Source organism: Methylorubrum podarium, assembly GCF_022179745.1.
In the GTDB taxonomy this organism is placed as follows: Bacteria; Pseudomonadota; Alphaproteobacteria; order Rhizobiales; family Beijerinckiaceae; genus Methylobacterium; species Methylobacterium podarium.
In genome coordinates, this window is record NZ_BPRD01000093.1 from 1 (window position 1) to 12443 (window position 12443).

At 70.4% G+C, this 12443-nt stretch carries 10 protein-coding genes; 3 read left to right on the top strand and 7 right to left on the bottom strand.

The features are described from left to right. The 3 genes from MFF42_RS04840 to MFF42_RS04850 all read right to left on the bottom strand — a co-directional run. Window positions 1-1782 (bottom strand): PAS-domain containing protein (locus MFF42_RS04840; protein WP_238254748.1); only part of this gene is annotated, 1782 nt, incomplete at its 3' end. Window positions 1783-2179: 397 nt separating this feature from the next. Next, window positions 2180-3652 (bottom strand): Asp-tRNA(Asn)/Glu-tRNA(Gln) amidotransferase subunit GatB, encoded by a 1473-nt coding sequence (gatB, locus tag MFF42_RS04845; protein ID WP_238254749.1) that lies wholly within the window; start codon window positions 3650-3652, stop codon window positions 2180-2182. A gap of 74 nt (window positions 3653-3726) precedes the next feature. Next, entirely contained in the window at window positions 3727-4512 is a 786-nt protein-coding gene (locus MFF42_RS04850) for a class I SAM-dependent methyltransferase (RefSeq protein ID WP_238254750.1), read from the bottom strand. A 361-nt stretch (window positions 4513-4873) separates the two neighbouring features. Between MFF42_RS04850 and MFF42_RS04855 the strand changes: the two genes are divergently transcribed. Together MFF42_RS04855 and MFF42_RS04860 are read left to right on the top strand one after the other, a co-directional pair. Further along, window positions 4874-7126 carry a TonB-dependent siderophore receptor gene (locus MFF42_RS04855; RefSeq protein ID WP_238254751.1) on the top strand — a complete coding sequence of 751 codons (2253 nt, stop codon included), beginning with the start codon at window positions 4874-4876 and terminating at the stop codon, window positions 7124-7126. A gap of 9 nt (window positions 7127-7135) precedes the next feature. Next, window positions 7136-8365, top strand: a complete 1230-nt coding sequence (locus MFF42_RS04860) for a PepSY-associated TM helix domain-containing protein (protein WP_238254752.1) — start codon at window positions 7136-7138, stop codon at window positions 8363-8365. A 208-nt stretch (window positions 8366-8573) separates the two neighbouring features. Here MFF42_RS04860 and MFF42_RS04865 read toward each other — a convergent pair whose 3' ends face one another. From MFF42_RS04865 to MFF42_RS04880, 4 genes are all read right to left on the bottom strand, one after another. Continuing rightward, a complete protein-coding gene (locus MFF42_RS04865; RefSeq protein ID WP_238254753.1) occupies window positions 8574-9461 on the bottom strand; it encodes a cation diffusion facilitator family transporter in 888 nt (295 codons plus the stop codon). 71 nt (window positions 9462-9532) lie between these two features. Continuing rightward, complete coding sequence (locus tag MFF42_RS04870) at window positions 9533-9784, bottom strand: hypothetical protein (RefSeq protein WP_238254754.1); 252 nt, start codon at window positions 9782-9784, stop codon at window positions 9533-9535. 33 nt (window positions 9785-9817) lie between these two features. Beyond that, a complete protein-coding gene (locus tag MFF42_RS04875) occupies window positions 9818-10066 on the bottom strand; it encodes a hypothetical protein (protein ID WP_238254755.1) in 249 nt (82 codons plus the stop codon). Between the two features lie 66 nt (window positions 10067-10132). Continuing rightward, window positions 10133-11593, bottom strand: a complete 1461-nt coding sequence (locus tag MFF42_RS04880) for an FAD-dependent monooxygenase (protein WP_238254756.1) — start codon at window positions 11591-11593, stop codon at window positions 10133-10135. A gap of 92 nt (window positions 11594-11685) precedes the next feature. Here MFF42_RS04880 and MFF42_RS04885 point away from each other — a divergent pair. Next, window positions 11686-12443 (top strand): S-adenosylmethionine:tRNA ribosyltransferase-isomerase (locus tag MFF42_RS04885; protein WP_238254757.1); only part of this gene is annotated, 758 nt, incomplete at its 3' end.

A 12443-nucleotide genomic window follows, 5' to 3' on the forward strand; every position in this document is an offset into this window, starting at 1 on the left:
GCGCGCGCGCGCGATCTCGCGGCTCAGGGTCTCCTGGAACAACCGTCGGTTGGGCAGGGCCGTCAGCGTATCGTGCCGGGCCATGTGCTCGATCAGGGCCTGGGCGCGCTTGCGCTCGGTCGCGTCCGCGACGGTGCCCTCGAACCAGATCGGCCGGCCCTCGGCGTCGCGCACCACCCAGGCCGTCTCCGCAACCCAGATGCGCTCGCCGCCGACGTGGCGACGGACCTCGGACACGAAGTCCTCGACATGGCCCTCTTCGTCCAGGCATCGCAGGAAGGCCGCGTGCCGATCCGGCTCGACATACCAGTCGTGGCTGAAGTCGCCGGCCGGCAGGGACACCGCCGCGTCGCCGTAGCCGTGCAGCCGGGCCAGCGCCCGGTTGGCCTGGACGATGCTGCCGTCGAGCCGCGCCCGGTAGACGCCGATCACCGCGTTCTGGAACAGCGATTGGTAACCCGCCTCGGCCGAGCGGAGGGCCGCCTCGCTCTTCCGGCGCTCGGTCAGGTCGGTATAGGTGCAGACGAGGCCGCCGGCCGCCATGGGCGCGAGCCGCACCTCCAGGATCGTGCCGTTGGGCCGCGTGCCCTCGAAGCTCTGGACCCCCGGCAGGGCATCGCCCCGTTCCGGCCATTCCTGCCCCGCGGGCGGAGCGTTCCGGAACTCGCCGCGCCGGGCGAGGTAGCGCCGGACCTCCGCGTAGGAGACGCCCTCGTGCAAGACCTCCTCCGGCAGTTCGAGGAGGTCGCGGACACGCTGGTTGTGGACCTGCACCCGGCCATCGGGGCCGATCATCACGAGCCCCTGGTCCATCGCCTCGAGGGTGGCGCGCATCACCTCGCCGGTCTCGCGCAGGCGCCGCTCGGACCGGGCCAGCTCGGTCACGTCCAGACAGACGCCGAAGACCGAGACGAGGCGCCCCGCATCGTCGTGCTCGCCGACCCCGTGCACCGCCACCACCCGCACCTCGCCGTCGGGTCGAAGGAGACGGGAGCGGTGCTCGTAGCCGCCGCCCAGCGTCCGGCTGCGGCCCGCGAGGGCCTCTTCGATGGCGTATCGGACCCGCTCGAAATCGTCCGGGTGATAGAAGCCGACATGGGTGTCGAGCGGCAGCGGGTCGAGGGCGCTGTTGCGGCCGAAGATCCGGGCGATCCCGTCCGACCAGGTGATGGTCCGGGTGGCGACATCGATCCGCCAATGCCCGAAGGCGGCGATGCGCTCGGCCATGGCGTGCGCCGCCTGGATCGCGCGCAGGCCTGCCTCCCACTCCACGAGGCGTGCCTCCGCATTCCGGCGCTCGGCGGCCTCGGCCTCGGCCGCGAGCCGGGCCTCGTCGAGCCGGAGATGGGCCTCGGCGACGAGCGCCAGCTCATGCAGGGATCGCAGCCGCTCGGGGGACAGGTCGCTCCGCGGCTGCAGGTCCATCAGGCAGAGCGTGCCGATGACGCGACCCGCGGTCGAGCCGATCGCCACCCCCGCGTAGAAGCGGGCATGGGGATCGCCGACGACGAGCGGGTTCTCGACGAAGCGCTGGTCCCGGATCAGGTCGGGCACGACGAGGCACTGCCCGCGCTGCCGCCGGATCGTGTGATTGCAGAAGGCGACCTCGCGATCGACGCCGTCCGCCGCGATGCCGTAGCGGGCCCGGAAGCGGAAGCGATCCTCGTCCACGAGGGCGACCATCGCCATCGGAACCGCGAAGAGTTCGGCGGCGGCGCGGCACAGGGTGTCCAGGTGGTCCTCCAGGCCGGCCTCCGACGCAGCGGGCCGATCGGGTGCCACGGCTCCACGGTCGCTGGTCGACCCCGGACGGGACGCTGTCATCGCTCGATTTCCCCGCAAGCGCCCGACCGAAACGCGATGCCGTTGCGGTCGACGAAGTGCGGCGGAGCATCCCAGCCTAAAGTTAAGAGTGCCTCACAAAACCGCCGCTCAACGAGAGTTTCGCCCCGAACTCGACGAGTCAGCGCCTATGTTCGAAAGCCGACAATAAGGGGCAGCGATTCGACACAAATCTCGAAAAGAGCTTTTCCCGAACGACAGGGGGTGGCTGCGGGGAATGTCGGAAATTGTCTCATGAATTGGCTCGGCGCCGATTCAAGGATCGCAAGAAAACCCTCGAACCGGCGCGAACGTTCTTGTCGTCACCCGGAGCATAAGCGCGTCAACGGCCCTCGGCCTATTCGATACCGAGCTTGTCCTTGAGCAAGGCGTTGACGGCGGCCGGATTGGCCTTGCCGCCGGTCGCCTTCATGGTCTGGCCGACGAACCAGCCGAGCAGGGTCGGCTTGGCCTTGGCCTGCTCCACCTTGTCGGGGTTGGCGGCGATGATCGCGTCCACCGCCGCCTCGATGGCGCCGGTATCGGTGACCTGCTTCATGCCGCGGGCCTCGACGATGTCGCGCGGGTCGCCGCCCTCCGACCAGACGATCTCGAACAGGTCCTTGGCGATCTTGCCGGAGATCACGCCCTCGCCGATGAGATCGACGATGCCCCCGAGCTGCTCGGCGGAGACCGGCGTGTCCTCGATGGTGCGGCCCTCCTTGTTGAGGCGGCCGAACAGCTCGTTGATCACCCAGTTCGCGGCGGCCTTGCCGTCGCGGCCGCGCGCCACCGCCTCGAAGTAGTCGGCCGACGCCCGCTCGGCGACGAGCACGCCGGCATCGTAGGCCGAGAGCCCGTAATCCTTGATGAAGCGCGCCTTCTTGGCGTCCGGCAGCTCGGGGAGGCCGGCGGCGAGACGATCGACGTAGGCCTGATCGAATTCGAGCGGCAGCAGGTCGGGATCGGGGAAGTAGCGGTAGTCGTGCGCCTCCTCCTTCGAGCGCATCGAACGGGTCTCGCCCTTGCCCGGATCGAACAGGCGCGTCTCCTGATCGATCCGGCCGCCATCCTCCAGGATCGCGATCTGGCGGCGCGCCTCGACCTCGATCGCCTGACCGATGAAGCGGATCGAGTTGACGTTCTTGATCTCGCAGCGGGTGCCGAGCGGCTCACCGGGGCGGCGCACCGAGACGTTCACGTCGGCGCGGAGGTTGCCCTTCTCCATGTCGCCGTCGCAGGTGCCGAGGTAGCGCAGGATCGTGCGCAGCTTCGTCACGTAGGCCTTCGCCTCCTCCGACGAGCGGAGATCCGGTCGCGAGACGATCTCCATCAGGGCGACGCCCGAGCGGTTGAGATCGACGAAGCTCTTGGTCGGGTCCTGATCGTGCAGGGATTTGCCGGCATCCTGCTCCAGATGCAGGCGCTCGATGCCCACCGTGATCGACTCGCCCTCGGGCAGATCGACCAGCACCTCGCCCTCGCCGACGATCGGGTCCTTGTACTGTGAGATCTGGTAGCCCTGCGGCAGGTCCGGGTAGAAATAGTTCTTCCGGTCGAACACCGAGCGGTGGTGGATCCGCGCCTTGAGCCCGAGACCGGTGCGCACGGCCTGCGCGACGCATTCCTCGTTGATGACGGGAAGCATGCCGGGCATGGCCGCATCGACCAGCGAGACGTGATCGTTGGGCTCGCCGCCGAAGGCGGTCGAGGCGCCGGAGAACAGCTTGGAGCGGCTGGTGACCTGGGCGTGAATCTCCATGCCGATCACGACCTCCCAGTCGTGCAGGCCGCCCTTGATGAGCTTCTTCGGATCGACGCGCTCGGTCATTCTCTTCGACTTCGGTGCCGGCGCCGCCGGATCGGCGCCTGTATCCGGTGTGTAGGGAGCCCGTGCGGGACGGGTCAAGCGGGCGCGGGGCTGCCGGGCCGCCACGCCGCCAGCGTCACGGCCGGACCGTTCACGAAGTCGGGGGCGTCCGCGATGACCCGCGTCTCGGTCAGCCCGTGATGGGCGAGCACGCGGATCAGGTCCGGCAGCTCCATCCACCGGGTCTTGCCCTGGTTGCCGCCCCAGAAGGTCGCGAGGCCGCGGTCGCGGTAGGTCAACTCGTGGAGGGTGAGCCGCATCCCCTCCTGCTCGACCGGGCGCGGCACGTGCCGGTTCAGGCGGGGCTGCGGCGCGTAATAATGCGTCCAGAGGAACAGCCGGTCGGAGCGGGCGGCGGCGAGCCGGATCAGTTCGAGCGGGTCGAACATGTGGTAGAGGATGCCGCAGGCGAAGATCAGGTCGTAGCGCGGCCCCGGCGCGGCGAGGTGCCGGCTGACATCGCCGAGCAGGAAGGTCGAGCGGGTAAGGCCGGCGATGTTCTTGACGATGAGCGACTTGAGGAAGGCTTCGGAGTTCGACTCCACCGCCGTGACGCTGTTGGCGCCGAGGGCTTCGAGCTGGCAGGTATGGGCACCTTCCAGCGGCCCGAGTTCGAGGATGTCGTAGCCGTCGAAGCGCCCGTCGCGGCCGAGGGCCTCCGCCGCCTGCCGTGGGCGGGGATCGGCACGGAAGCCCGGCAGGCCGCCGCCGACCGGCAGATCGGGAACGAGTTCGCTCAGATCGCTCGCCCAGCGCCCGTCGAACAGATCGTAGGCGTTGCGGTGGCTGGGGACGTCGGTGTTGAAGGTCCGCTTGATCATGCCGTCCTGCCGCTGAGCCCCGCCGCACCTGCGCGCCGCGGCCCCTGGCGTCAAGTCCCTGTATCCGCAGCGCAACACTCATAGCCGGCCGCGACGCGTCATGGCGGCGATCGGGCAACCGAACAGCGTGCAATAGAGAGTTTGCCTTTATCCTCGATGACGTTAGCCGCGCCCGCCAGAACTGTTGTCAACGGATTTAGATTTGTAATTATTCCAGTCGGATAACATAGCGTTTGCGTCACACCTGATCTTGCGGTCTCAGCGTAACACCTTTGCGTCCCGGCGCGCGAGGATTTCGGGGAGCCGGATCGGTCGATCGTCCATGAGGCATCTGCGCCCATCATTCCGTGCGGACGTGTCCGTGCGCGCTCTTCTCGCGTTCGGCATCGCCGGGTCCGTGATCCTGGCCGCCCTCGGCCAGGTGCAGGCGCAAGCCTCGAAACCGCGCGGCGCCTCGAACACGCCGACGCCGGTCGGCGCGGCGGAAGCTTCGGTGCAGCTCGAAGAACTCTCAGTCGAGGGGCAGCAGCCGACCTACGGCACGACCGGCTTCGTGGCGACGCGCTCGACCGCCGGCACGAAGGGCAACGGATCGATCCTCGAGACGCCCGCCACCGTCAGCGTCATCACCCGCGAGGAACTCGACGTGCGCGGGGTGCAGGATCTCAATACGGCGGTGGCCTACACGCCGAACGTCCAGGCGGTCGACTATCCCGGCGGCCAGGGCGGCCCGACCTTCACCCTGCGCGGCTTCACCGCGAACAACTTCGACAACGTCTACGAGGACGGCCTGCGCTACGGCTTCAACTCGTTCGACCAGAACGTCGAACCCTACGCCTACGAGCGCATCGACGTCGTGAAGGGTCCGATCTCGGTGCTCTACGGCGCCGGCCAGCCGGGCGGCATCATCAACCTCGTCTCGAAGCGGCCCTCCTTCACGCCCTTCAACGAGGTCTTCCTGCAGGGGGGCAACCGCAGCCGGATCCAGGCGGGCTTCGACCTGACCGGACCGGTCGAGGGCGCGCCCCAGTTCGCCTACCGCATCACCGGCCTGATCCGGAACGCCGACAGCCAAGTCCGCTACACGCCGGACGACCGGACCTTCATCGCCCCGGCGATCACGTGGCGCCCGGACGCCGACACCTCGCTCACCGTGCTCGCCAAGTATGCCGAGTTCCGCGGCGGCGGCTCGGAGCAGAGCCTGCCGATCGTCGGCAGCATCATTCCGAGCGCCCGCGGCTTCTACGAGCGGGGCGTCTTCGTCGGCCAGCCGAACTTCAACACCGGCCTCCTCGAAAACAAGGAGATCGGCTACATCCTCGACCACACCTTCGCGCCGGGATGGCTGTTCCACTCGGCCTTCCGCGCCTACGAGACGACGGCGAAATACGATGCCGTCGGGGCTTCGCCGGCCCTGACGCCCGCCAACTTCCAGTCGGTCTCGGTCTTCCCCTATCTTCGCGACCAGTCGAGCCAGGGCCTGCTCGCCGACAACCACGTCGAAGGCGTGTTCGACACGCTCGGCATCCAGCACAACGTCGCCTTCGGCGTCGATTTCCAGAACTATCTCCGCCGCGACGCGCGCACCTTCCCGCTCGGCTACCCGACCGCCGCCGCCAACCGGCTGATCGATCTCTATAATCCCGTCTACAATCTCGCCATCGCCTTCCCGCAGCGGACGAACGTCGCCACCCGCGCGACGCAGCAGCAGACCGGCCTCTATTTCCAAGACCAGATGAAGTGGAACGGCTTCATCTTCACCGGCAGCGTGCGCAACGACTGGGTCGATCAGGAAATCCGCACCAACTTCAACTTCCCCAACCTGCCGCTCCCGACCCTGAACCGGACCACGGTCGACCAGCAGAGCTTCTCCGCGCTGAGCTACCGCGTCGCGCTCGGCTACGAGTTCGATGCCGGCGTGGTGCCCTACGTCTCGTACTCGACCTCCTTCAACCCGCAGATCGCGGGCCAGCGCGCCGACGGCTCGGCGCTGGACCCCCGCGAGGCGAAGCAGATCGAGGGCGGCGTGAAGTGGCAGCCGGTGGGCAGCAACGCGCTCTACACCGCCTCGTATTTCGAGATCACGCAGACCAACATCCCGCTCGCCGATCCGCTCAATCCGGGCTTCTTCATCCAGACCGGCGAAGCCGTGGCGAAGGGCTTCGAACTCGAGGGCAAGGCCAGCCTGTTCGAGGGCTTCAACCTGATCTTCGGCTTCGCGCATCTCGACACGAAGGTCACGAAGAACCCGTCGAACCCGGCCCTGGTCGGAAACCGGCTGGCCAACGCCCCGGCCAACACCCTCTCGCTCTTCGCCGACTACGCCTTCCCGCTCGGTTCGCCCTTCGGCGGTTTCCGCGCCGGGGCCGGCGTGCGCTACGTCGGCGCCCGGACCGACGCGACCAATGTCGACCGCATCCCGGCCTACGCCCTCGTCGATGCCTCGCTCAGCTACGACCTCGCCCGGCTGGACCCGGCCTGGAACGGGGCGATCCTGTCGGTGAACGCGACCAACCTGTTCGACCAGCGCTACTTCACCTCCGGCTTCTACACCGGCTACGTCTTCGAGGGCTTCCGCCGCAGCGTCTTCGGGACGCTGACCTATCGCTGGTAGGGCAGGGCCGTGACGCAGCCGGCGCACAGCGTGGCGGAGACGACGGCGCGGCGGCCGCCCGGTACGGCGGCGGCCGGCCCGGTCCGCTTCACGACCTCGCGCGCCTTCCGGATCGGGCTGTGGCTGCACCGCTGGACCGGACTGATCGCGGCGCCGTTCTTCCTGATCCTCTGCATCACCGGCACGATCCTGATCTTCCACGAGGAGATCGACGAGGGATTGGGCTACACGGCACACGCGGAGGCGCCCGCACCGGGCACGCCCGAGCGCCCGCTCTCCGAGATCGTCGCCGCCGCGACGGCCGTGGCGCCGGGACGGCAGCCGCTGGCCCTGGTCTTCGACGCGGACCATCCCGAGCGCGTCACGGTCAGCCTCGTGGAGCCGGGCGCCCGCTCCTTCGACGGGGCCAAGCCCGTCGTGATCGACCGGTATCGCGGCACGACGATCGCGGCGCCCGATCCGCGCTCGACGCCGACCGGCATCATCCTCACCCTGCACGCCAACTGGTTCCTCGGCCTGCCGGGCGAGCTGGCGGGCGGGGTCGTCGCCCTACTGGTGGTGATCTGCCTCGTCTCGGGGGTCGTGATCCACGGTCCCTTCATCCGGGGGCTCGCCTTCGGCCTGATCCGGCGCGGCCGGGGCGAGCGCCTGCGCCAGCGCGACCTGCACAACTTCCTCGGCACGGTGACCCTCGGCTGGGCGCTCCTCGTCAGCGCCACCGGGGTCACCCTCGCGCTCGGCGACATCGCCCTGAAGGTCTGGCAGGCGACCGAGCTGCGGCGCCTCGCCGCCGCTCACGGTGGACAAGGCCACGACCTCGCGGCCGGACCGGGCGCCTCCCTCGACGCGGTTCGCGCCGCGGCGGAAGCGGCCAAGCCCGGCTGGCGGACGAGCCTGATGCTCTATCCCGGCAGCGCCTTCTCCACCGGGCGGCATTTCACGGTGCTGCTGCTGGGGCCGGAAGGACTTCAGAAGCGGCCGTTCGAGATCGCCCTGGTCGATGCGGCGGATGCGCGGGTGGCCGAGATCGCGACGCTGCCCTGGTACCTCGTGGTGACGCAGCTCTCGCAGCCGCTGCATTTCGGCGATTACGGCGGCCTGCCGCTCAAGCTGCTCTGGACGGCCTGCGCGTGGTTCACCCTCTTCATCACCGGCAACGGGGCGTGGCTCTGGTACGCGCGCCGCCCGCGCCGCCGAACCTCCGCCGAGGCGGGGCGCGGGGCGGGGCAAGCGGCATGATCTGGGCTCGCCATCCCACCCGCGTCGCGCTCGCGGTGACGAGTGTCACGATCGCCGGGCTTGCCGTCATGCTGGCCGAAGGGGCGGTGTGGAAGGTCGCGGGGTTCATGCTCGCGGCGGCCCCTCCCGTGGCAGGGCTCGCAGCCTACCTAGCTCATCGGAGCAGCCGGTAGGAACGCCCATACCGCGTCGCGAGCCGGACCGGCCGTCAGATCACCGGCACGCCGCGGCCCTTGGCCTGATCGCCGGGCTCGACGTGGATCACCACCACCGCGCCCTCGATCTCCGCCTCGATCACCCCTTCCAGACGATCGCAGATCGCGTGGGATTCGAACACGGTCATCTCGCCCGGCACGACGAGGTGGAAGTCGATGAAGGTGGCGCTGCCCGCGTGGCGGGTGCGCACGTCGTGGGCCTCCAGCGCACCCTCGCTGTGGGCCGAGATCAGGCCGCGGATGCGGCTGACCATCTCCGGCGAGGCCGCCTGATCCATCAGGCCGTTGACCGAATCGCGCACCATCGTCCAGCCCGACCACAGGATGTTGAGGGCGACCAGGCCCGCGACGATCGGATCGAGCACCAGGGTTCCGGTGGCGAGGACGAGGCCGAGGCCGGCGAGCACGCCGACCGAGGTGACCACGTCGGCGAAGATATGGCGGGCATCGGCCATCAGAGCGGGCGAGCGCAGCCGCCGGCCGCGCCGGAACAGCAGCAACGCCCAGACCGCGTTGACGACGGTGGCGACGCCGTTCACCGCCAAGCCGAGCGCGGGCGCATCGAGCGGCTTCGGGTCGAGGATGCCGAAATAGGCTTCGCGCAGGATCAGCAGGGCGGCGACGATGACGAGCGCCCCCTCGATCACCGCGGAGAAATACTCGGCCTTGTGGTGGCCGTAGGGATGGTCCTCGTCGGCCGGCTGCGCGGCGACGCGCACGGCCAGGAACGCGCAGGCCGCGGCCACGACGTTGATGATGCTTTCCAGCGCGTCGGAATAGAGCGCGAGGCTGCCGGTGAGCCAGTAGGCAGTGAACTTTAGCGCGGTGACGAGCACGCCGACGGCAGCGCTCGCCAGGGCGGCCTTCTCGGTTCCGGTCATGCGACTTCAGGGCGCGGGGAGGGATGCCCCGCCCTTACGATCCGCGCCTCCGGAAGGCCACGGCAAAGGTTTTAGCTCGGGCTATCGCCTCCACCGTGAGCCGCCAGCGCGGAGGCGGGCAGGCGGCCGCGGGCGACCTCCTTCGCGCGGGAGCGCTCGGCCTTCTCGCGGGCCCGCTGCGCCCGGCGCGCATAGTTGCGGGCGATCCAGCCGAAGCTCGCCCGCGCGGACAGCTCATCGAAGCGGGCCGCCTCCCGCTCCCAGTAGCGCACGAGCTGCGCGTCGAGCGTCTCGTGCGGCGGCTTCTTGCCGGTTTCGGTCATGGCGCGACCATCCTCGGGGGCCGGCGGTGCATGTCAGGCCTCCGGCGCGGGCGGCGCATCGGTCTGCTCGACCACCAGCGCCTCCGCATCGCCCCGGAAGCTGCCGAGCCCGACATCGCCGGTCGGATGACCCGGTGTGCCGAAGGGCTCGCTCGGATAGGCCTCCTCGAAGCGGCGGCGGGCGTCGTCCGAATCCTCGGCCTTGAGGGTAATCCGCGGCGTCTCCGGCAGGGGCCAGCGCGGGTCGGCGGGATCGCGCGGGCTTACGGCGTACCATCTCATCGTGGGCGGTTTCCTCCGTCGAAACGGTGGGTCAACGCGCGAGAACGCGGCTCGGCTGCGCCGCGTTCAGGCTGTCCCGCACTCTTTCAGGTATCGCGCCGCCGCGTCCCAATCATTGCCCCCGGCCGCGAGGCCGACATAGCCGTCGGGCCGGACGAGATGCAGGCGCCCCGGCTCCGGATTGTTTCGCGGCGCGGGCTGGACCAGGCCGGGAAAGCGCGCGGCCAGCGCCGTCCCGCGCTCGGGATCGGCGGCGTAGAGAACGAAGCGCGGGTCGGCGCCGGCACCGGGCGGGGGCCCGGCCGCATCCTCCGGCCGCCAGCGCCGGCCGGCGCCCGGCCCGACCGAGAGCGGGGAGGCGGGATAGGCGATCTCGATCTCGCTCATCGTCGCCGCCATCCGCCGTCTCACCGCGGGAAGACCGAGCAGCAGATGCAGGGCTCGATTGCGCGCGGCCTGGGCGAGGGGGTTGGCGAGCGTCGCCATCACGGTGAGCCGCCCGGCATTGCGCAGGACCATCTCGCCGACGGCGTTGCGCTCCGGGCTGTAGCTGTCGAGGAGGCTCGGGGCGGCCGCCCCGCGCAGCACAAGGGCGAGCTTCCAGGCGAGGTTCACCGCGTCCTGCATGCCGGTGTTCATGCCCTGGCCGCCGGCCGGGCTGTGGATATGCGCTGCGTCGCCCGCCAGGAAGACGCGGTCGCGCCTGTACTCGGAGACCTTGCGCTCGTGGATGCGGAAGCGGCTGAGCCAGACCGGGTCGGACACCCGGATGCCGGGACCGGCCCGCGCGGCGACCAGGGCCTGCACCTCGGACAGCGTCGGATCGGGCTTCGGCCGCCCGTCCGCCCGGCCGACCGTGGCGACCACCCGCGCCCGCCCGCCGGGGATCGGGAAGATCACGAAGGGACCGTCCCGGTGGAAATAGACCGCGATCTCGTCGCCGGGCGGTGCGCCCGCGCCGTCGAGGCGGATGTCGGCAAGCAGCCAGTCGTCGCCCTGGGCGGTGCCGCGGAAGGGCAGGCCGAGCCCGTGGCGCACGGCGCTGTGGGCGCCGTCGCAGCCGACCAGGAACGGCGCCGTCACCCGCTCCTCGCGCCCGTCTCCATGGGAGAGCCGCGCCTCGACCCCGTCGGGCGTCGGCGCGAAGCCGGTGAGTTCGACCTCGCGCTCGACCGCGACCCCGAATTCCCGCAGGTGCTCGGCCAGCAGCCGTTCGGTGTCGCGCTGCGGGATCATCAGGCCGAAGGCGTAGGGGCTGGCGATATCAGAGAAGTTGGGACCGCCGAGCACCCGGCCGCCGCCGCGCAGGGTCGCGCCGCGGGCGCGCAGGCCCGCCGCGAGGAAGGCCGCGGTGCAGCCCATCCGGTCCATCAGTTCGAGGGTGCGCGACCAGACCACGAGCGCCTTCGAGGTCTGCGTCGCCTCGCGCGCCCGGTCGATCAGCCGGACGCCGACGCCGTAGCGCGCGAGTTCGCAGGCGAGCGTCAGGCCGACCGGCCCGGCGCCGACGATCAGGACGTCTGCCATCTGCCCAGTCTCCCGGCCGCATGCTGCCCTCGGCCGCCGCCGCGATCAATCCGCCATTTGCGTCGGGCGCGCATCCGTGCTGATGCGCTGGGATGCGCGTGGACCTGTTCGATTTCGAGTTGCCGGAGGCTTCGATCGCGCTGCGGCCGGCGAGCCCGCGCGACGCGAGCCGCCTGCTCGTGGTGCGCCCCGGCGAAAGCCTCGCGGATCGCGGCGTGCGCGACCTGCCTGCGCTCCTGAACCCCGGCGACGCCCTCGTCTTCAACGACACGCGGGTGATCCCGGCCCGGCTCTCCGGCATCCGCCACCGGGCGGGCGGCTCGGGGCAGCGCTGCGAGGCGATGCTGCACCTGCGCGAGGCGCCCGACCGCTGGCGCGCCTTCGCCCGCCCGGCCAAGCGCCTCGCGCCCGGCGACCGCATCCGCTTCGGCGAGAGCGAGACGACCAGCGACGTCTGCGCCATGGCCGGGCTCGACGCCACGGTGGAGGAGCGGGGAGAGGGCGGCGAGATCCTGCTGCGCTTCGACCTCGCCGGGCCGGCGCTCGACGAGGCCATCGCGGCGCTCGGCGCCCTGCCGCTGCCCCCTTACATCGCGGGCAAGCGGCCCACCGACGCGCGGGACACCACCGACTACCAGACCGTCTACGCCCGCGAGCCCGGCGCGGTCGCCGCCCCCACCGCCGGACTGCACTTCTCGGACGCCCTGCTCGGCGCGATCGACGCGGCGGGGATCGAGCGGGTCCACGTCACCCTGCATGTCGGGGCCGGCACCTTCCTGCCCGTCAAGGCGGAGGACACCGACGCCCACCGGATGCACGCGGAGATCGGCATCCTCGACGCCGCGACCGC

Bases quoted from the DNA above. Each gene is read 5' to 3' on its own strand.
- MFF42_RS04870 (WP_238254754.1), bottom strand. From the start codon at position 9,784: ATGACCGAAACCGGCAAGAAGCCGCCGCACGAGACGCTCGACGCGCAG.
- MFF42_RS04850 (WP_238254750.1), bottom strand. From the start codon at position 4,512: ATGATCAAGCGGACCTTCAACACCGACGTCCCCAGCCACCGCAACGCC.
- MFF42_RS04865 (WP_238254753.1), bottom strand. From the start codon at position 9,461: ATGACCGGAACCGAGAAGGCCGCCCTGGCGAGCGCTGCCGTCGGCGTG.
- MFF42_RS04880 (WP_238254756.1), bottom strand. From the start codon at position 11,593: ATGGCAGACGTCCTGATCGTCGGCGCCGGGCCGGTCGGCCTGACGCTC.
- gatB (WP_238254749.1), bottom strand. From the start codon at position 3,652: ATGACCGAGCGCGTCGATCCGAAGAAGCTCATCAAGGGCGGCCTGCAC.
- MFF42_RS04875 (WP_238254755.1), bottom strand. From the start codon at position 10,066: ATGAGATGGTACGCCGTAAGCCCGCGCGATCCCGCCGACCCGCGCTGG.